Origin of the sequence: Pseudomonas sp. 13B_2.1_Bac1, from assembly GCF_025466155.1 — a bacterium.
Lineage (GTDB): Bacteria > Pseudomonadota > Gammaproteobacteria > Pseudomonadales > Pseudomonadaceae > Aquipseudomonas > Aquipseudomonas aylmerensis.
The window spans coordinates 26,767-46,457 of sequence record NZ_JANLOH010000006.1 but is presented as its reverse complement, the minus strand read 5'-3'; the positions used below and the strand labels follow the sequence as shown (position 1 = coordinate 46,457).

The following is a 19,691-nucleotide window of genomic DNA, read 5'->3' as shown; positions in this document are numbered from 1 at the left end:
CAAGCCGGCTCCTACGGGGGGCCGAGTCGGGTCGGTTACAGCGGTAGGTGCCGGCTCAGCAGCGCCCGCAACGCCGCTGGCTTGACCGGCTTGGCGAGGTAGTCCAACCCTGCCGCATGCACCTGGGCGACCATCTCCGGGCGGCCATCGGCGCTGATCACCACGCCTGGAATCGGCTCCGCCAGTTGCGCTCGCAGCCATCCCATCAGTTCGGTACCGGTTTCGCCGTGATCGAGGTGATAGTCCACCAAGGCCAGTTGCGGGCGCACTCCCTCGGCGAGCAGCGCTGCGCATTGTGCCTGGTCGGTGGCGGTCCACACCTCGCAGCCCCAGCGCGTCAGCAGGCTGCGCATGCCGATCAGGATGCTTTCTTCATTATCCACGCACAGTACCTGCGCGCCGCTCAGCGGCAGGCCGTTTTCCGGCGCAGCCTTGATCCGCGGGCTGGCCTGGTTGCGCGCCAGCGGCACGCGCACACTGAACACGCTGCCCTTGCCTGGCCAGGAGCGCACGCTCAATCGGTGATCGAGCACCCGGCACAGGCCGTCGGCGATCGCCAGGCCCAGGCCCAGGCCTTTTTCTGCACGGGTCTGGTGGCTGTCCAGGCGTTTGAATTCTTCGAAGATCACTTTCTGTTTGTCCAGCGGGATGCCGGGCCCTCGGTCCCACACTTCCAGGCACAGTTCGCCCTTGCGACGGCGTACGCCAAGCAGCACCGGGCCGTCGGCATAGCGGAAAGCGTTGGTCAGGAAATTCTGCAAAATCCGCCGCAGCAACTTGATATCACTGTCCACCCGCAACCGGCTGCCACGCAGTCGGAAGCGCAAGCCCTGCTCGTGGGCCAGCGCCTTGAATTCGGCGCCGAGGGTATCGAACAGCTCGTTGAGCACGAACGGCTGGCGTTGTGGATTGATCTTGCCGTTTTCCAGGCGCGAAATATCCAGCAAATCGCTGATCAAGTCTTCGGCGGAGCGCAGCGAACTGTCCAGGTGTTGCACCAGTTGCCGCGCTTCACTCGACAGGCCGTCGTGCTGGTGGGAGAGGGCGGCGGAGAACAGGCGCGCGGCGTTCAACGGCTGCATCAAGTCATGACTGACGGCGGCAAGAAAGCGTGTCTTCGACTGGCTGGCAGACTCGGCCACACCCTTGGCGTCGGTGAGCGCCACATTCAGTTGCGACAGCTCATGGGTACGCTCGGTGACCCGTTGCTCCAGGCCCTCGTTGGCTTCAGTGAGGGCCTGTTCGGCTTCGCGGAACGCGGTAATGTCGGTAAAACTCATGACGAAACCGCCACCGGGCATCGGGTTGCCAATCAGCTCGATCACCCGCCCGTTCGGGAACAAGCGTTCGGACGTGTGCGCGCGGCCCTGGCGCATCCAGTGCAGACGGCGCGCCACATGCACCTCGGCCTCGCCTGGGCCACACAAACCGCGCTCGGCGTTGTAGCGGATGATGTCGGCAATCGGCCGCCCCACGCTGATCAGCCCGTCCGGGTAGTTGAACAGCTCCAGGTAGCGGCGGTTCCAGGCCACCAGCTTGAGGGACTGGTCCACCACGCTGATGCCCTGGGTAATGTTCTCGATGGCGCCCTGCAGCAGGGCCCGGTTGAACTGCAGCACTTCGGAGGCTTCGTCGGCGATCCGTACCACGTCCTCCAGTTGCATTTCGCGCCCTTCGATGGCGGCTTTCACCACCGCCCGCGTCGACGATGCACCGAGTACACCTGCCAGCAATCGCTCGGTGTGAGCGATCCAGTCGTTGTCGGCATTCTGGTTGGGGTTGAAGCCTTTGCCCTGCCGGTAGGCAAAGCGGATAAAGCTCTGCTGGGCCCGCTCATCCCCGACGAAACGCGCGGCCAAACTGAGCAGGTCGCTGATTTGTACCGAGAGCATCGAGCGGGCGCTGGCACGTTGGCTGATTTCCTGGCCAATAAAGCGCCCGGCCTGCCAGTGTTCCGATACGCGCGTGCGCGACAGCATCGACACCCACACAAACAGCGTGAAGTTACCCGCCAGCGAGAACACGGTGCCCAAGGTCAATGACGTCACGGACAAACCCAGTGGGTGCGAATGCATCCACGTCAGCCCAGGGAAAAGGCTGAGGGACCAGCCCAGGCTTTTCGCCGTCACCGGTAGGACCAGGGTGTAGAACCACAGGAAGGTGCCCGCTGCCAATCCGGCAAATACGCCGCGCCGGTTCGCCTGTTTCCAATACAGCGCACCGAGCATCGCCGGCGCCAATTGGGTCACGGCAGCAAAGGCGATCTGGCCGATGGTCGCCAGGCTGGCACTCGAGCCGAGCAAGCGGTAGCTGACATACGCCAGCAGCAGGATGATCACGATGCTGACCCGGCGCACCGACAGCATCCAGTGGCGGAACACTTCGAACGGCCGCTCGGCACTGGAGCGACGCAGCAACCACGGCAGCAGCATGTCGTTGGAGACCATGGTCGACAGCGCGATGCTCGCCACGATCACCATGCCGGTGGCCGCCGACGCACCGCCGATAAACGCCAGTACGGCGAGGGCCGGATGGGCTTCGGCGAGTGGCAGGCTGATGACATAGGAGTCCGGCATCACCGAGCCGGGCAGCATCATTTTGCCGCCGAGCGCGATAGGTATCACAAACAAGGCGGCGAGAATCAGGTAGGCCGGGAACACCCATTTGGCCAGGCGCAGGTCCTGCGGGTCGATATTCTCGACCACCGTGACATGGAATTGCCGCGGCAAGCAGATGATCGCCATCATCGCCACGCCGGTCTGTACCACCATCGATGGCCAGTTGACGGTTTCTTTCCAGTATTCCTCCAGCCTCGGCGCGAGCATGGCCTGGCTGAACAAGTCGCCGAAACCGTCGTACAGGCCGTAGGTCACGAACGCGCCGACGGCGAGAAACGCGAACAGCTTGACCAGCGATTCAAAGGCAATCGCCAGCACCATGCCACGGTGGTGCTCCGTGGCGTCGAGGTTGCGCGTACCGAAGACGATGGTGAACAGCGCCAGCACCAGCGACACGATCAGTGCCGTGTCCTGGGCGCGGGTGCCCGTGGTGTCGGCACCCGCACCGATCAGCAGGTTGACGCCCAGTACGATGCCTTTGAGTTGCAGGGCGATATAGGGCAGCACGCCAACTAGGCAGATCAGTGCCACCACCACGGCCAGCGATTGGGATTTCCCGTAGCGTGCGGCGATAAAGTCGGCGATCGAGGTAATGTTTTCCTGCTTGCTGATCAGAATCATCTTCTGCAGCACCCAGGGTGCCAACACCAGCAGCAGCACGGGTCCCAGGTAGATCGGTAAAAACGCCCACAACTGTTCGGCGGCCTGGCCTACGGCGCCGAAGAACGTCCAACTGGTGCAGTAGACCGCCAGCGACAGGCTATACACCCACGCGCGCATGCGCGGTGGCAGCGGCGCACGGCGGCGGTCACCGTAGAAGGCGATGGCAAACATAATGGCCATATAGGCCAGGGCAACGGCGGCGATCAGCCCGCTGGACAGCGTCATGGTAACTCCGAGCATAAGAACACCCAGGCATTCCAGGCCCGGTTGGACAGTCTCGCATGATGCCTGGGGTTAGTCAGTGTCGACCAAGGTCGTGTGGGCGCTAATGTCGCAGGCAGTGATCAACGTGGCGGCAGGGTTTTCTGGCGCAGGATGTAGATCGTCACCAGCACGGCGCTGGTCAGCATGAAACCACGGGCCCACGGCAGCGGCACCAGGTAGCAGGAGACACCGATGCTCAGCCACATCAAGCCAATGGCGTAGACCTTGCCTTTGAGCGGGATGCCATTGCCGTCCAGATAGTCCTTGATCCACGGACCCAGGCGCGGGTGTTCCACCAGCCAGTGGTAGAAACGCGGGGAGCTTCGGGCGAAGCAGGCGGCGGCGAGCAGCAGGAAGGGCGTAGTCGGCAGCACCGGCAGGAAGATGCCGATGACGCCCAACGCTACGCTGAGCCAGCCGATGGCCAGCAGCAGGTAGCGCAGGAGCAGCGAGCGATTGCCCATGGGTGTCACGGGCAACTGACTCAGTGGTGACGTGGCTTGAGGATCGCCGGTTTTTCGTCAGGGGCGTTGCACAGCAGGTACAGCGCGGTCAGTGCTTCGGGGATCTGTACGATCATGTCGTCCATCAGGTTGGCGTCGGCGGCGATGTCGGAGAATTCCGGCTGATCGTCGAACAGGCCCGAACCGACCATGATCGGCAGCAGCATTTCGCTGACTTCTTCCTCGGCGGTTTCGAACCAGGCGGCTTCGCGCAGGAACACACCTTCCATGAAACCAATGCACCAGCCGCGCAGGTCGGAGTCATCCGGCTCTTCGCCCAGGTCCAGGTCGCACGGCAACTCGAATTCCTCGTCGGAGGCCAGCTGGCGACCGATATGGGCCTTGAGGGCGAGCAGGGTCGATTCGATTTCTTCACGCTGGGCCGCGTCGGTGTAGTGCGGCTCTTCGGCGAACAAGGCGTCGATCCACTCACGGTCCGGCACGGCTTCGGAGCAGATGGACAGGGCGGTCAGGTAGCCGTGGGCGGCCACGTAGTCCAGCGCCTCGTCATGCAGCTCATCGGCGTCGAGGAAGGCTTGCAGGCGGGTTAGTTGCTCAGCGAAGGACATTGAAGGGCTACCTTGGGAATAAACGATGCTGAATTCTAGGCTTTCTTGAGCGCCCAGGCCAGCTGCAAGGCATATTTGCCGGGTTTTAGAGACGGGCGTCTATTCGTCAGTCGCGCCCTTTGCCGAGTGTCGCTCGGGTATACTGCCGCGTTTTGTGATGCCCCTGCAGGTTAGGCGCCCGTCCGCGAAAACTTCGCTTACGGATTATTCTCCGTGAAAACGTATTTTTTCGGCCAGCCTGTACAGAGGGATTTCGGCACTATTTGGAGTTTTACATGCTCGAGCAGGCTCAACGCGTCCTCAAGGACATCTTCGGCTACGACAGTTTTCGTGGCCGCCAGGGTGCGATCATTGAGCGCGTGGCCAGTGGCGGTGACGCGCTGGTCCTGATGCCTACCGGCGGCGGCAAATCGTTGTGCTTCCAGGTGCCGGCGCTGTTGCGCAACGGCCTGGCCGTGGTGGTGTCGCCGCTGATCGCATTGATGGACGACCAGGTGGCGACCCTCGAAGAACTCGGCGTCGCCGCCGCCTCCCTGAACTCCACCCTCAGCGCCGAGCAGCAGCGCGACCTGGCTGCCCGCATCAAGCGCGGTGAAGTCAAGATGCTCTACCTGGCCCCCGAGCGTCTGGTGCAGCCGCGCATGCTGGCGTTTTTGCAAAGCCTGGAAATCGCGCTGTTTGCCATCGATGAAGCCCACTGCGTGTCGCAATGGGGGCATGATTTCCGTCGCGAGTATCTGCAGCTGGGCCAATTGGCGGAGCTGTTCCCTGACGTGCCGCGCATCGCCCTGACCGCCACCGCCGACAAGCGCACCCGCGAAGAGATCGTCGAGCGCCTGCATTTGCAGAATGCCGAGCGCTTCCTGTCGAGCTTCGACCGCCCGAACATCTTCTACCGCATCGTACCCAAGGAGCAGCCGCGCAAGCAGTTGCTGGCGTTCCTCTCCGAGCGGCGCAGCGATGCGGGCATCGTGTACTGCCTGTCGCGCAAGAAGGTCGATGAGGTCGCCGCGTTCCTCTGCGAACAAGGTTACCCGGCGCTGCCTTATCACGCCGGGCTGCCGAATGATCTGCGTGCCTACCACCAGAAGCGCTTCCTCAATGAGGAAGGCCTGATCATGGTGGCGACCATCGCGTTCGGCATGGGCATCGATAAATCCAACGTGCGCTTCGTGGCACACATGGATCTGCCCAAGTCCCTCGAGGCGTATTACCAGGAAACCGGACGTGCCGGCCGTGATGGCCTGCCGGCCGATGCCTGGATGGTCTATGGCCTGCAAGATGTGGTGATGCTCAAGCAGATGCTGCAGAACTCCGAAGGCGATGAGCGCCACAAGCGCCTGGAGCAGCACAAGCTCGACGCCATGCTCTCGCTGTGTGAAGAAACCCGCTGCCGTCGCCAGACGCTGCTGGCGTATTTCGACGAGGATATGCCCGAGCCGTGCGGCCACTGCGACAACTGCGTCGACGGTGTGCAGACCTGGGACGCCACCGAGCCTGCGCGCCAGGCATTGTCGGCGATCTACCGCACCGGCCAGCGCTACGGCGTCGGTCACCTGGTGGATGTGCTGTTGGGCAAGGACAACGAAAAGGTGCGCAGCTTCGGCCACGAGAAACTATCGGTCTACGGCGTCGGCAAGGCCCGCGCCGAAGGCGAGTGGCGCTCGCTGTTCCGGCAGATGGTCGCGCGCGGCCTGGTGGATATCGACCTGGAAGGCTATGGCGGGCTGCGCCTCAACGACAGTTGCCGGCCATTGCTCAAGGGCGAAGTGAGCCTGGAGCTGCGACGCGATCTCAAGCCGCAGACCACCGCCAAGAGCAGTACCAGCCAGGCCAGCCAACTGGTGCGCGGCGAAGAGCGCGAGCAGTGGGAAGCCTTGCGCACCCTGCGGCGCAAACTGGCGCAGGAACACAGTGTGCCGCCGTACGTTATTTTCCCCGACTCGACCCTGCTGGAAATGCTGCGCGAGCAGCCCACCACGATGGCCGAAATGGCGCGAGTCAGCGGTGTCGGCGCGCGCAAGCTGGAGCGTTACGGCCAGGCCTTCCTCGAAGTGCTCGGCGGCCAGGCCGAAGCCCCCAAGGAAGTTGCGGATATTCGCCACGAACTGATCAGCCTGGCGCGCGCCGGGATGACTCCGATCCAGATTGCCGGCCAGCTGCAATGCTCGGAAAAAAATGTGTACACCTTGCTGGCCGAGTCCATCGGCAAGCAACAGTTGTCGCTGGAGCAGGCGCTGGATTTGCCGGAGGATCTGCTTGGTGAAATCCAGGATGCCTTCCTCGACGGAGAAGGCGAATTGCCACCGGTTGCCGAGATCGCGCCGCTGTTTACCGGGCGTGTTCCGGAGGGCGTTTTATACTGCGTACGCGCTGCTTTGCAGTCTGAATTCGAAATTTAGTGCGTTGATTATGACAATGTAACGAATCAGTACATAGCAACTCTTGCCTACTGGCATGGCTCATGCTTAGCTGACTAATAATTAGCCACACTTTATTTTCAGTCTAAACCATGAGTTTTTTATGCCGTTAACCGATCAACACCGTTTTGGCATGCAGCTGGCGCAAATGTCCCGAGGTTGGCGCGCCGAGTTGGACCGCCGTCTGGCGGGGCTGGGCCTGTCCCAGGCGCGCTGGCTGGTGCTGCTGCACCTGGCCCGTTTCCAGGACGCGCCGACGCAACGCGAGCTGGCGCAAAGCGTTGGCGTCGAAGGGCCGACACTCGCACGCTTGCTCGACAGCCTGGAAGGCCAGGGTTTGGTGCAACGCCAAGCCGTCGTGGAAGATCGTCGTGCCAAACGCATTCTGCTGTGTGACACCGCCCGCCCCCTGATCGAACAGATCGAAACCATCGCCACCGCCCTGCGCCATGAGTTGTTTGTGGGTGTGGACGAAGCTGACTTGAGCGTGTGCATGCGCGTGCATGGGCACATCCTGGCAAACCTGGAAAAGTCCTGACCTCCAGGAAACGACAGCCCCCCGCAGGAGTCGGCTTGCCGGCGATGAGGCCCTGGAGCCATGCGGCGAATACCGCTGCCATCGCCGGCAAGTCGGGCGCCTGTGAAGCGCGTGTCAGAACGTCTGTCCGAGGTTCAGGTACACCGCTTTCTGATTGTCATCGTTGAACCCGTAGCTGAAATTCAGCGGCCCCAACGGTGTGTCAAAGCCGAGGAAAATACTCGCCGCGTTGATATAGCCACTGTCGAATTCATTGTCGTTGTTCCACGCCCGGCCGCGTTCCAGCGACGCGCCCAGGTACAGCGGGAAATCTAGCGGCAGGTACGAGCGTGGCGTCAACCTGCGGTAGTACACGGCACGCATCAGGCTGATGTTCTGCCCCGAGATCGCATCCTGGCGAAAGCCCGATAGCTGCCGTGCACCGCCGAGCAGGAAGCTGGAAATCACCACGTCCGAATCATCCAGGGTGCGCCCGTAGCGGCCGCCCAGCACCAGTGTGTCCGGGCCGTGGCTCATGGCCTTGTCCAGCTTGAATTCCCATTGGCGATAGCGCTGGTCCGAGCCCAGCCCCGGTTCGAATTCGCGGTAGGCCAGGCCGATGTCTTCGCCGGTATGCGGGAAGTACACGTTGTCCAGGGAGTCGAAGGAGTACTTCAGTTCATAGAAGCCTTCGCTGAAGCTCACGCTGGGCAAGCTGCGATCGCCGATGCGCACATCGGCCTTGCCCCAGGCTTCGCCGACGCCGAAGCGGATCTCGCCGCTGTTGCCGATCTGGCGCCCCACGTTCAGGCCGAAGCCGTAGCGTTCCAGGCGGTATTCGGAAATCGGGTCGTTGTCCAGGATCAGTTCGACGTTCTGTGCCTGGGCACTCAGGTAGGGGGCGACGAAGTAGCGCGAACCGGTGTCCATCGGCTGGTAGAACTCGCTGTACAGCTCCTGGCGATCACCGATCTGCACGCGCGTCAGCCATTCGGCGCCGAGGCGGTTGATGCCATTCATGCGGTAGCTGGCGCCGAGGTTGAAGGCGCTGTCGCCGCGCATGTCGTCCGACAGGTTCAGGCCCAGGCGCAGGTAGTCGGTGCCGCTGCGCTTGCCGCGTGCGCTGATCACCAGGGTGTTGTCCTGGCCTTTCTTGACCACGCGGTATTGCACTTGCTCGAAGTAATCCAGGCCGTACAGGGTGCCCATGTCCGTTTGCAGGCGACCCAGATTCAGCGGCTCGCCCAGCGGTTGGCGGATGTAGTAGCGGATCACGTCGTCGCTGACTTTCGAGTCGTTCTCCACGTTGATCGCGGTGATGACCGGGGTGCGCTCACCCGGCGTGCGCGCGGCCACCAGTTGCGGGTCGATCGGCTCGGCCGGGCGCAGGTGCGCCAGGCGCACATCGAGGGCACGGGTGGCACGGTAGCCGGCGTCGATCATGTCCTTGGCCCGGCCGAAGTCGGTCACGCCATAGGCGGCCAGCGGCGGCTGGATCAGCACATCCTTGGGGTGCAGGGCCTTGAGTTGTTCTTCGGAGTTGCGTCGGGTCATCAGGGTGATGGACTGGTTGAGCACGTCCACCACCGTGGCCAGTTGCTTGCGCGAGCGCAGCGGGGTGCCGATGTCCACGACGATAGCGATGTCGACGCCCATCTCCCGCGCCACGTCCAGCGGGATGTTGTCAGTCATGCCGCCGTCCACCAGCAGCCGGCCGTCCAGTTCCACCGGGGCGAACACCGCCGGGATCGACATGCTGGCGCGGATCACCTGGGGCAGATGGCCTTTGCTGAACACCACCTTTTCACCGGTGGTGATGTCGGTGGCCACGGCGCGAAAGGGGATCGGCAGCTTGTCGAAATTACGCGTATTGCTGCTGTGGGCGAACATGCTTTCCAGCAGCAGCGCCAGGTTCTGGCCCTGGATCACCCCGAGGGGCAGGCCGAGGCTGCCGTCATCGCGAAAGCTCAGTTTCTGCTTGACCAGGAAATCGCGGTCATCCTGTTTGCGCCGAAACGGCACGTCTTCACGCGGTGGCGCGTCGGACAGGGCCTGCTGCCAGTCGATGCCGAGCGCGAGTTTTTCCAGCTCGTCGATCTTGTAGCCCGATGCATACAGGCCGCCGATGACGGCACCCATACTGGTGCCGGCAATCGCATCGATATGGATGCCCTGTTCTTCCAGTGCCTTGAGCACGCCGATGTGGGCGAGGCCACGGGCGGCGCCGCCGGACAGCACCAGGCCGATTTTCGGGCGTGGCGTTTCGAGGGCGTCGGCGAGAAGAGGGAGCAGGCACAGGAACAGGCAGGACAACAGGCGGCGCATCATGAATCTCGAGGCTGGGCGATAAAGGCCGGTATTATAGCCACCCGATCCGCCGAGCCCGTTACGTCAGGAGCCTCTCAAATTATGTCCGCTGATAAACCCGAGATCGTCATCACCTATTGCACCCAGTGCCAGTGGCTGCTGCGCGCCGCATGGTTGGCGCAGGAACTGTTGAGTACGTTTGCCGATGACTTGGGCAAAGTGTCGCTGGAACCGGCCACGGGCGGGGCGTTTCGCATCACCTGCGAGGGTGTGCAGATCTGGGAGCGCAAGGCGGACGGGGGCTTCCCCGAGGCCAAGGTGCTCAAGCAGCGCGTGCGCGACCGGATCGACCCACAGCGCGACCTCGGGCACAACGAGCGCAAGCCCTGATAGTCACCGCCACAGCAGGGCGGTGACGGGTGCCGGCAGCTATTTGGCGGCCATTTTGCTCTTGATGAAGCCTACGACCCAGGTCAGCACCAGGCCGCCGATACCGCCACCGAGGATATTGCCGCCGACTGCCGCGACATCCAGCGCTTCGCCGCCGCTGGTGCCGGTCAGTGCCGCGACTATCTGGCCCAGTACCAGTCCGCCCACGCCACCGATCAGTGTATTGAGCCCGGTGCCCAGGCCCTCTTTGGTCATGCCGGCGATGTTGCCGCCGATGGCGCCGCTGATGATCTGCACCAGCAAGCTGATGAACATTTCCATGATGAAACCCCTGCATAGCGTTAATCGAGTGACCTCTCGCTTGCAGCAACTTCAAGCATCAGGGCTGTCGTCGAGGAGTCTTTATCCGTTGAACGACGACAAACTGTTGCGGATGACCAGAGTATAGATCAGGCGCTCGCTGCGGGCTGTTTGGCCTGGCTGGCGCTGCCCATCAACCCGGACAGCACGATGGCGACGATGATCAGCGCGCCGCCCATCAGCATGCGCAGTGTCGGGGTTTCGGCGAACAGCAGCCAGGCCACGGTGATGCCGTAGACCGGTTCCATGGCAAATACCACCGAGGCGGTGCGCGCCTTGATCACCGCGAGGCTGGCGACGAACAGGCTGTGGGCCAGGCCGGTGCAGAACACGCCGAGCAGGCCGATCCACAGCCAGTCCAGCGCGCGAACCTCGGCCAACCCCGGCGCCGCCACGGGCAGCAGGCAGGCCGCGACTACCAGGTTCTGGCACAGCGCCGCCTGCACCGCCGGAATCCGTCCGGAGCTGGCGCGGTTGTTCAGCGACAGCAACGAGAACAGCAACCCCGAGACGATCCCCCAGAGCAGGCCGCCGGTGGCTTCGCTGGCGAGATTGAAATCCGGTGTCACCAGCACCAGGCCGACGGTGACCAGCGCCACCAGCAGCACTTCATTGGCGCGAATGCGCTCGCGGAAGATCAGCCCTTCGAGGATCACGGTAAACGCCGGGAACGCGGTGAACCCCAGCGTTGCCACGGCCACGCCAGCCACCTTGACCGCGATGAAAAACGTCACCCAATGCGCGGCCAGCAGCACGCCGCTGATCACCAGCCGGCGCCAGTCGCGCAACGCCAGGCGCTTCCAGGTGGTGTTGCTGGCAAATCGCGCAAACACTGCCAACGCCAGCACCGCAAACGCGGCACGGCCGAACACGATGATGGCGGGTGAAGCGGCCGCCAGTTTGCCGAATACGCCGGTGAGGCCAAACATCAATGCGCCGATATGCAGGGCGCCGAGGGCTGAGCGGGGAGTCATTGCGATCCTTGAAACCAACGGGAGTGACAGGTTCGCAGTCTAGAGGGTTGCGGGCGAAGGTGTCTGTCGTGGGGCTCGCGATTTATAGCGCAGGACTCTCGCCCACGCGCAAGGCGGTGGGGGAAGCGCCAAATTCACGCAGCATCGCCGCCGCGAATGCACTTTGCGACGCATAGCCGACGCGCGCGGCAATCTCGCCGATCGCCACTGGCGTCTCGCGCAGCAGGCCCAGGGCCTTGTGCAGGCGGCGGCTGCGGATGTAGTCCATCGGCGTTTGCCCGCACTCGGCGACGAATCGCGCGTGCAGGCGCGCCACCGACAGCTCGGCGATACGGGCCAGATCGGCGACTTGCAGCGGGTGCGCCACGTGTCGCTCGATATGCGCATTGAACGCCGCATACGGCAGGCGCCGGCCCGGCAGCGGTGGCGCGAGAGAATGATTGAGGCTGGCCAGCAGCAACACCGCGCCCTGCTGGACGATCAGCGGATCGTCCACCGGGCTGTGCGCCAGCCATTGCACCAGTTGATGTTGCCGCGAGTCGAGGGCCAGGCGCGCGGGCTGGTCGAGCAGGCGGCGGCTGGCGTCCGCATGCTCGCCCAGGGATTGCAGCAGCCAATGTTCGGTGGGCACATCCAGCACCAGGCACCGGCTGCCATCGCGACTGCCGCACGCGTGGTGGGCGGAGAAGGGCAGCACCATCACGCTGCTTTCGCGCACCTGGCTGCCACGGCCATCCACTTCCAGGTCCAGGTGCCCGGACAGGCCGAACACCAACTGCGCGTGGTCATGGCTGTGGGCGAGCGGCGCTTCGAGGTAGTGGCGTAGCGTGAGGGCGGCTCTCATCGCGGTCTCCAGGGTTGCAGCGTGCCAGTCTACAACGCTTTGCGGCGCCCCGGCGCTGTCATCAGAGTGACGCACGATTGTCATGGGCTATTAATCGCCAGGGCGCAAGCTCGCGAAAACACCGTCGAGGGATGCCCATGACCAGTGCCGAGTTCGCCAAGCCCAGCCGCAAGCAACGGGTTCGTACCCTGTGGATTTCTGATGTGCACCTGGGGACCCGGGATTGCCAGGCCGAACATCTGTCGCAGTTCCTCAAGGGGTATCACGCCGACAAGGTGTACTTGGTCGGCGATATCATCGATGGTTGGAAAATGCGCGGTGGCATGTATTGGCCGCAGGCTCATACCAACGTGATCCGCCGCCTGTTGACCATGGCCAAGCGCGGTACCGAAGTGATCTACGTCACCGGCAACCACGACGAATTCCTGCGCCGCTATTCCAAGCTGATCCTGGGCAACATCCAACTGGTGGACGAGGCCGTGCATGTCACCGCCGATGGTCGTCATTTGCTGGTGATCCACGGCGACCAGTTCGATGTGATCACCCGGTATCACCGCTGGCTGGCGTTCCTCGGCGACTCGGCCTACGAGTTCACCCTCACCCTGAACCGCTGGCTCAATCACTGGCGTGCGCGTTATGGCTATGGCTACTGGTCGTTGTCGGCGTACCTCAAGCACAAGGTCAAGACCGCGGTGAGTTTCATCAGCGATTTCGAAGAAGCCATCGCCCATGAAGTGACCAAGCGCGAGCTGCACGGCGTGGTGTGTGGGCATATCCACCATGCGGAGATTCGCAAGGTGGGCGAGGTGGACTACCTCAATTGCGGGGATTGGGTGGAGTCGTGCACGGCGTTGATCGAGCACTGGGATGGGAGTATCGAGTTGTATCGGTTGGCGGATGCGCAGGCGAAAGAGGCGCAGCTCAAGGCTGAAATGGTGGCGGGCTAAGGGCCGATACCTTCCACATGCGGGCGCTGGCGTGCCAGCGATAGCGGTATTCAGTCAGCTTGTTCAGTGACTGATACACCGCCATAGCAGGCACGCCAGCTCCTACAGTTTGAGTCGGTCTCGTCAGTTGCAGACGTCGGCGATGGCTTCGGCCAGCAGCGTCAGGCGCGTGGCATCGATGCCTGCGACGTTAGCCCGGCCCGAACTCACCATGTACACGCTGTGTTTCTCGCGCAGTTGTTTCACCTGCTCGGCACTCAGGCCGGTATAGGAAAACATCCCGCGCTGTGCGCCGATGTGCGCAAACCGCGCCGACAGGCCATGGGGCGCCAATGCTTCCACCAGCCCGGAACGCAGGTGTGCAATGCGTGAACGCATGGCTTCGACCTCGTCGCTCCAGCGTTTTTTCAGCTCGGCATCCCCCAGGATCGTCGCGACCACCGCCGCGCCATGATCCGGCGGCGTCGACCAGAGGTTGCGTGCGATATTCGCCAGTTGGCTGCGCACATCCGTCAGCTTCTCGGCATCCGCCGCGCACACGATCAACGCGCCGACGCGGTCGCTGTACAGGCCGAAGTTCTTCGAGCAGGAGCTGGTGACCAGGACTTCCGGCAACTCGGCCGCAAACAGGCGCACCGCCCAGGCATCCTGCTCCAGGCCGTCGCCGAAGCCCTGGTAGGCGAAGTCGATCAGCGGCAGCAGCTGGCGCTCGCGCACGATCTGCAGGACCTGGCGCCAGTCATCCTGGGACAGGTCGAAACCCGTCGGGTTGTGGCAGCAGGCGTGCAGCAGCACCACGTCGCCCTTGGGAATGGTGGCGAGGGTCGCCAGCATCGCCGCCACATCCAGGCGGTTGTCGGTGCCCACGTAAGGGTAATGACTGACCTTGAGGCCGGCCTTGGCGAAGATGGTTTCGTGGATCGGCCAGGTCGGGTTGCTCAGCCACACGCCGCGGCCGGGCAGGCTGTGGGCGATGAAGTCGGCACTCAGGCGCAGGGCACCGGTGCCGCCCGGCGTCTGGGTCGCACCGGCGCGGCGGGCTTGGATCAGGGCCGAATCGGCGCCGAGCACCAGGGCGCTGATCAGCGTGCCGAAGGCCGCGTTGCCGTGGCCGCCGATGTAGGTCTTGGTGGTCTGGGTGTCGACCAGGCGCTGCTCGGCGAGCTTCACCGAGTGCGGAATCGGTGTCAGGCCCTGGTCGTCCTTGTACACGCCCACGCCGAGGTCGAATTTGTTCGGGTTGGGGTCCTGGGCGTACAGGTCCATCAGCCCGAGGATCGGGTCGCCGGGCACACGGCCAATGGCATCGAAATGCATTACTTGCGGCCCTCGGCGTCCTTGGCCACTTCGTCGGTGCGCGCGGCCATGATGAAGTCGTTGCGGTGCAGGCCCTTGATGGAGTGGCTCCACCAGGTCACGGTTACCTTGCCCCATTCGGTCAGCAGGCCTGGGTGATGGCCTTCGGCTTCGGAGATTTCACCCATGGCGTTGGTGAAGGCCAGGGCAAACTTGAAGTTCTTGAACAGGAAGACCTTCTCCAGTTGCATCACGCCGTCGCGCACTTCGATGTTCCAGTCGGGAATCTGCTTGAGCAGCACCGGCAGTTCTTCATCGCTGACTTGTGGAGCGTCGGCGCGGCAGGCTTCGCAATGGGCTTGGTTCAAGGTGGTCATGGGGGTGTCCTGAATTCGAATGTATGAAGGTCAGTAGCGTTACCCTAAAGCAACGCGCGGCCAGGGAACAGACTCACCTGGCCTCAAGATGTGAGGTTCAAGCAGCCTTGGGCTTTGGCGGGAATTTCGGTGCATGCAGACCCAGCTGCATCCCGCGTTCGACCATGCCCATGATGTCTTCCTGCGCCACGTCGAACAGGCGCTTCAGATCCGGCAACACGAAGTACAACGGCTGCAGGATGTCGATGCGGTACGGCGTGCGCATCGCTTCCAGTGGGTCGAAGGCTTGGTGCTCGGGCTCGGACGACAGGCTGTACACCGTCTCCTTGGGCGACGACAAAATGCCGCCACCGTAGATGCGCAGGCCGGCGGGCGTATCCACCAGGCCGAACTCGATGGTCATCCAGTACAGGCGCGCCAGGTACACGCGCTGCTCTTTGGTGGCCGCCAGGCCGAGCTTGCCGTAGGTGTGGGTGAATTCGGCGAACCAGGGGTTGGTCAGCAACGGGCAGTGACCAAAGATCTCGTGGAAAATATCCGGCTCTTGCAGGTAGTCCAGCTCTTCACGGGTACGAATAAAGGTCGCCACCGGGAACTGCTTGTTGGCGAGCAATTCGAAAAAGGTCTGGAAGGGGATCAGTGCGGGGACACGGGCGACTTGCCAGCCTGTGGTCTCGGCCAGCACTTTATTGATCTCGCCCAATTGCGGAATGCGGTCCAGTGGCAGGCCGAGCTTGTCGATGCCGTCCAGGTATTCCTGGCAGGCGCGGCCTTCGATCACTTTCAACTGGCGCGTGATCAGGGTGTTCCACACCGCGTGTTCTTCCGGCGGGTAGTGGATAAAACCTTGCGCATCGGGCTCGCGGGCCACGTATTGCGTCTGCTTCATACGGCTCTCCTGCTAGGCATTCGTTCTTGTTATGTCCTGCGATGCCTCTATTGATACCGAGGCGCGGCGCCGATGCCATCCACCCGCGGTAGCAATCTGTAGGAAAATTTACCGAATTATGTAAAGTATTCGTTACGATTGTGGGCCGGCGGCGTCGGCGGGCTGTAAAAATGGCGGTGACTGTCACATAATCTTGACGACTATCTGCGCCCAGCGGCAAAAAGACGCGGCGCCTCCCCACTCTTCGAGCCTTTTCATGCGTATCAAAGTGCACTGCCAGAACCGCATCGGCATCCTGCGGGACATCCTCAACCTGCTGGTGGAATACGGCGTCAACGTCGCGAAGGGCGAGGTCGGCGGCGAGCATGGCAACGCCATCTACCTGTATTGCCCGAACTTGGTGAACATGCAGTTCCAGGCGTTGCGCCCGCAGTTCGAGGCGATTGCCGGGGTGTTTGGCGTCAAGCGGGTCGGGCTGATGCCCAGCGAGCGGCGGCATATGGAGCTCAATGCCTTGCTCGGCGCCCTGGAATTTCCGGTGCTGTCGATCGACATGGGCGGTTCCATCGTCGCCGCCAACCGTGCGGCGGCGCAGTTGCTCGGGGTGCGGGTGGACGAGGTGCCGGGGATTCCACTGTCGCGCTACGCCGAAGACTTCGACTTGCCCGAGTTGGTGCGCGCGAGCAAGTCGCGGATCAATGGCCTGCGGGTCAAGGTCAAGGGTGACGTGTTCCTGGCGGACATCGCGCCGCTGCAATCTTCCGAGCACGATGACAGCGAGGCCATGGCCGGGGCCGTACTGACCCTACACCGCGCCGACCGCGTGGGCGAGCGTATCTACAATGTGCGCAAGCAAGAGCTGCGCGGCTTCGACAGTATTTTCCAAAGCTCCAAGGTCATGGCCGCGGTGGTGCGTGAAGCCCGGCGTATGGCGCCGCTGGATGCGCCTCTATTAATAGAAGGCGAAACCGGCACCGGCAAAGAACTGCTGGCGCGTGCCTGTCACCTGGCCAGTCCACGCGGGCAATCGCCGTTGATGGCGCTCAATTGCGCGGGTCTGCCGGAGTCCATGGCCGAGACCGAACTGTTCGGCTACGGTCCCGGCGCGTTTGAAGGTGCGCGGGCCGAGGGCAAGCTCGGGCTGCTGGAGCTGACGGCGGGCGGTACGTTGTTTCTCGATGGTGTCGGTGAAATGAGCGCGCGGTTGCAGGTGAAATTGCTGCGCTTTCTGCAGGACGGTTGCTTTCGCCGGGTCGGCAGTGATGAAGAGGTGTACCTGGATGTGCGCGTGATCTGCGCTACCCAGGTGGATTTGTCCGAGCTGTGTGCCCGGGGCGAATTCCGCCAGGACCTGTATCACCGCCTCAATGTGCTGTCCCTGCATATCCCGCCGCTGCGCGAATGCCTGGATGGCCTGGCGCCGCTGGTCGAGCACTTTCTTGATCAGGCCAGCCGCCAGATTGGCTGCCCGCTGCCCAAGCTGGCACCTGCCGCGATGGATCGCCTGAGCCACTACCACTGGCCGGGCAACGTGCGGCAGCTGGAAAATGTGCTGTTCCAGGCGGTGTCGTTGTGCGAGGGCGGCACGGTCAAGGCTGAGCATATTCGTTTGCCGGATTACGGCGTGCGTCAGCCGCTTGGCGATTTCTCCCTGGAGGGCGGCCTGGAAGAGATCGTTGGACGCTTTGAGAAGGCTGTATTGGAAAGCCTGTATGCCGAGCATTCCAGCAGCCGGCAACTGGGCAAGCGCCTGGGGGTGTCGCACACCACCATCGCCAATAAGTTACGCGATTACGAAATTCTCAAGGCCGACAAGTAACTACCTGACACAACTGGGTCAAAATGTGGGAGCGGGCTTGCTCGCGAATGCGCTGGATCAGTCACCTTATGTGCTGGCTGACACAGCGCCTTCGTGAGCAAGCCCGCTCCCACATTTGATTGTGTCGTTGCCGTAAGCGGCATAAGTCCGCCGTTTTTTCGACTCTTACTCACTGCCCATTTCCCGTCACCCAGCCGCAAACCCTTGCCCCGCCTGGTCTTTCCCTCATTTTAAAAAGTTGGTTCGCAAATTGCTTAAGCCTCATCAGTACAGCGGTGGGCGGCAAGCGTCCGTCAGAAAGAGGAAAGAGCGTGGACAAGTACCTTTATGTGGCAATGACCGGCGCCAGCCAGAATGCTCTGGCGCAGAAGGCCCATGCCAACAACCTGGCGAACATTTCCACCAATGGTTTTCAGCGCGACCTGGAACAGGCGCGTTCGATGCCGGTGTTTGGCGACAGCTTTCCGGCGCGCGCCTTTGCCATGACCGAGCGCCCAGCCACCGACTTCAGCCCCGGCGCGATGATCGAAACCGGTCGCGACCTTGATGTAGCCGTCAACGGCAACGGCTGGTTGGCTGTGCAGACCCCGGATGGCAGCGAAGCCTACGTGCGCAGCGCCAGCATGAACGTCGATGCATTGGGCGTGCTGCGGGCCGGCAACGGTATGCCGGTGATGGGCAATGGTGGTCCGATCGCCGTGCCGCCGCAGCAAAAAATCGAAGTGGGTTCCGACGGCACCATCAGCATCCGCGCCATGGGCGAAGGCCCGCGTGTGATGGCCGAAGTGGACCGCATCAAGCTGGTCCAGCCGGACCTCAAGAATATGAATAAAGGCCTGGACGGCACCATCCACACCAAGGATGGCCAGCCGGCCCAGGCCGACGCGAACGTGACCCTGACCTCGGGTTTCCTGCAGGCGAGCAACGTGAATGCGGTGGAAGAAATGACCGCAGTGCTGGCGCTTTCCAAGCAGTTCGAGCTGCACATCAAGATGATGAACAGCGCTAAAGAAGACGATCAGGCCATGACTCGCGTCATGCAGATGAGCTGATAACAGCCCTAACTAATTTGTGATGCGGCGCCAACAAACAGGCGCACGAAGGAGAACAGCATGCTTCCGGCTCTATGGGTTGCCAAAACAGGCCTGTCCGCCCAGGACACCAACCTGACCACCATTTCCAACAACTTGGCCAACGTGTCGACCACGGGTTTCAAACGTGACCGTGCCGAGTTCCAGGACTTGCTCTATCAGATCAAGAAACAGCCGGGCGCCCAGTCGACCCAGGACAGCGAACTGCCGTCGGGCCTGCAACTGGGTACTGGTGTGCAGATCGTCGGCACCCAGAAGAACTTCAGCGCCGGTAACCTGCAGCAGACCGGCCAACCGCTGGACATGGCCATCAACGGCCGTGGCTTCTTCCAGATCCTGCAGCCGGATGGCACTACTTCCTACACCCGTGACGGTACTTTCCACCTGGATTCCAACGGCCAGATCGTGACGGCCAACGGTTTTGCCCTGGAGCCGGCTGTGGTCGTCCCAGCGGATGCCAAGACCTTCACCGTCGGCAACGACGGCACCGTGTCGATCACCGTCGCCGGCAACCCGGCGTCGCAAGTAATCGGCAACCTGCAGACCGCCGACTTCATCAACCCGGCCGGCCTGCAGGCCATGGGTAACAACCTGTTCCTGGAAACCGCCTCCAGCGGCGCGCCGCAAATCGGCACCCCTGGCCTCAACGGTTTCGGCACCACGCTGCAAAGCACCCTGGAAACTTCCAACGTGAGCACGGTTGAGGAGATGGTCAACATGATCACCACCCAGCGCGCCTACGAGATGAACTCCAAGGTGATTTCCACCGCCGACCAGATGCTTTCGTTCGTAACGCAGAATCTGTAATCAAGTCTATGGGGCGCTCTTGAGGGCGCCTGCAAC

17 protein-coding genes are annotated in these 19,691 nt (G+C 62.6%); 7 read left to right on the top strand and 10 right to left on the bottom strand.

Going from position 1 to position 19,691, the window contains the following annotated elements; genetic code table 11:
* Positions 1-35 precede the first annotated feature (35 nt).
* From NTD80_RS01345 to NTD80_RS01335, 3 genes are all read right to left on the bottom strand, one after another.
* The gene (locus tag NTD80_RS01345; protein ID WP_262131809.1) at positions 36-3,506 is read right to left on the bottom strand and encodes a PAS domain-containing hybrid sensor histidine kinase/response regulator; all 3,471 of its coding nucleotides are present in this window, start codon (positions 3,504-3,506) and stop codon (positions 36-38) included.
* A gap of 119 nt (positions 3,507-3,625) precedes the next feature.
* The gene (locus NTD80_RS01340; RefSeq protein WP_065909749.1) at positions 3,626-4,009 is read right to left on the bottom strand and encodes a YbaN family protein; all 384 of its coding nucleotides are present in this window, start codon (positions 4,007-4,009) and stop codon (positions 3,626-3,628) included.
* A gap of 20 nt (positions 4,010-4,029) precedes the next feature.
* Positions 4,030-4,617, bottom strand: a complete 588-nt coding sequence (locus NTD80_RS01335; protein WP_065909751.1) for a YecA family protein — start codon at positions 4,615-4,617, stop codon at positions 4,030-4,032.
* Positions 4,618-4,892: 275 nt separating this feature from the next.
* Between NTD80_RS01335 and recQ the strand changes: the two genes are divergently transcribed.
* Complete coding sequence (gene recQ, locus NTD80_RS01330; RefSeq protein WP_065909753.1) at positions 4,893-7,019, top strand: DNA helicase RecQ; 2,127 nt, start codon at positions 4,893-4,895, stop codon at positions 7,017-7,019.
* A 121-nt stretch (positions 7,020-7,140) separates the two neighbouring features.
* The gene (locus tag NTD80_RS01325; protein ID WP_065909756.1) at positions 7,141-7,575 is read left to right on the top strand and encodes a MarR family transcriptional regulator; all 435 of its coding nucleotides are present in this window, start codon (positions 7,141-7,143) and stop codon (positions 7,573-7,575) included.
* Between the two features lie 114 nt (positions 7,576-7,689).
* Here the strand turns inward: NTD80_RS01325 and NTD80_RS01320 are convergent, their stop codons facing one another.
* Positions 7,690-9,879 carry a patatin-like phospholipase family protein gene (locus tag NTD80_RS01320; RefSeq protein WP_106803026.1) on the bottom strand — a complete coding sequence of 730 codons (2,190 nt, stop codon included), beginning with the start codon at positions 9,877-9,879 and terminating at the stop codon, positions 7,690-7,692.
* 84 nt (positions 9,880-9,963) lie between these two features.
* On the opposite strand from NTD80_RS01320, the gene NTD80_RS01315 reads away from it, so the two are divergent.
* Entirely contained in the window at positions 9,964-10,251 is a 288-nt protein-coding gene (locus tag NTD80_RS01315) for a SelT/SelW/SelH family protein (RefSeq protein WP_262131807.1), read from the top strand.
* 39 nt (positions 10,252-10,290) lie between these two features.
* Here the strand turns inward: NTD80_RS01315 and NTD80_RS01310 are convergent, their stop codons facing one another.
* From NTD80_RS01310 to NTD80_RS01300, 3 genes are all read right to left on the bottom strand, one after another.
* Entirely contained in the window at positions 10,291-10,572 is a 282-nt protein-coding gene (locus NTD80_RS01310; RefSeq protein WP_262131805.1) for a hypothetical protein, read from the bottom strand.
* 128 nt (positions 10,573-10,700) lie between these two features.
* Positions 10,701-11,585: a DMT family transporter gene (locus NTD80_RS01305; protein WP_065909764.1), complete on the bottom strand. Its 885-nt coding sequence runs from the start codon at positions 11,583-11,585 to the stop codon at positions 10,701-10,703.
* A gap of 82 nt (positions 11,586-11,667) precedes the next feature.
* On the bottom strand, positions 11,668-12,429 hold the full coding sequence (locus NTD80_RS01300; RefSeq protein WP_262131802.1) for a helix-turn-helix transcriptional regulator: 762 nt from the start codon (positions 12,427-12,429) through the stop codon (positions 11,668-11,670).
* A gap of 137 nt (positions 12,430-12,566) precedes the next feature.
* Here NTD80_RS01300 and NTD80_RS01295 point away from each other — a divergent pair, with 137 nt between their 5' ends.
* Entirely contained in the window at positions 12,567-13,376 is an 810-nt protein-coding gene (locus tag NTD80_RS01295; RefSeq protein ID WP_106803028.1) for a UDP-2,3-diacylglucosamine diphosphatase, read from the top strand.
* A gap of 123 nt (positions 13,377-13,499) precedes the next feature.
* On the opposite strand, the gene NTD80_RS01290 is transcribed toward NTD80_RS01295, so the two are convergent.
* From NTD80_RS01290 to phhA, 3 genes are all read right to left on the bottom strand, one after another.
* Entirely contained in the window at positions 13,500-14,693 is a 1,194-nt protein-coding gene (locus tag NTD80_RS01290; protein WP_262131801.1) for an amino acid aminotransferase, read from the bottom strand.
* Entirely contained in the window at positions 14,693-15,049 is a 357-nt protein-coding gene (locus tag NTD80_RS01285) for a 4a-hydroxytetrahydrobiopterin dehydratase (protein WP_010208721.1), read from the bottom strand. Before NTD80_RS01285 ends, NTD80_RS01290 begins: the two co-directional genes overlap by 1 nt.
* Positions 15,050-15,146: 97 nt before the next feature.
* Entirely contained in the window at positions 15,147-15,938 is a 792-nt protein-coding gene (gene phhA / locus NTD80_RS01280) for a phenylalanine 4-monooxygenase (RefSeq protein WP_120449348.1), read from the bottom strand.
* 256 nt (positions 15,939-16,194) lie between these two features.
* On the opposite strand from phhA, the gene NTD80_RS01275 reads away from it, so the two are divergent.
* The 3 genes from NTD80_RS01275 (at position 16,195) to flgG (ending at position 19,655) form a co-directional block, all read left to right on the top strand.
* The gene (locus tag NTD80_RS01275; protein WP_106803030.1) at positions 16,195-17,757 is read left to right on the top strand and encodes a sigma-54-dependent transcriptional regulator; all 1,563 of its coding nucleotides are present in this window, start codon (positions 16,195-16,197) and stop codon (positions 17,755-17,757) included.
* A gap of 311 nt (positions 17,758-18,068) precedes the next feature.
* Positions 18,069-18,809, top strand: coding sequence for a flagellar basal body rod protein FlgF (locus NTD80_RS01270; protein ID WP_065909780.1), 741 nt, complete (start codon positions 18,069-18,071; stop codon positions 18,807-18,809).
* A 60-nt stretch (positions 18,810-18,869) separates the two neighbouring features.
* Positions 18,870-19,655, top strand: coding sequence for a flagellar basal-body rod protein FlgG (gene flgG, locus NTD80_RS01265; protein ID WP_005790105.1), 786 nt, complete (start codon positions 18,870-18,872; stop codon positions 19,653-19,655).
* Positions 19,656-19,691 lie beyond the last annotated feature (36 nt).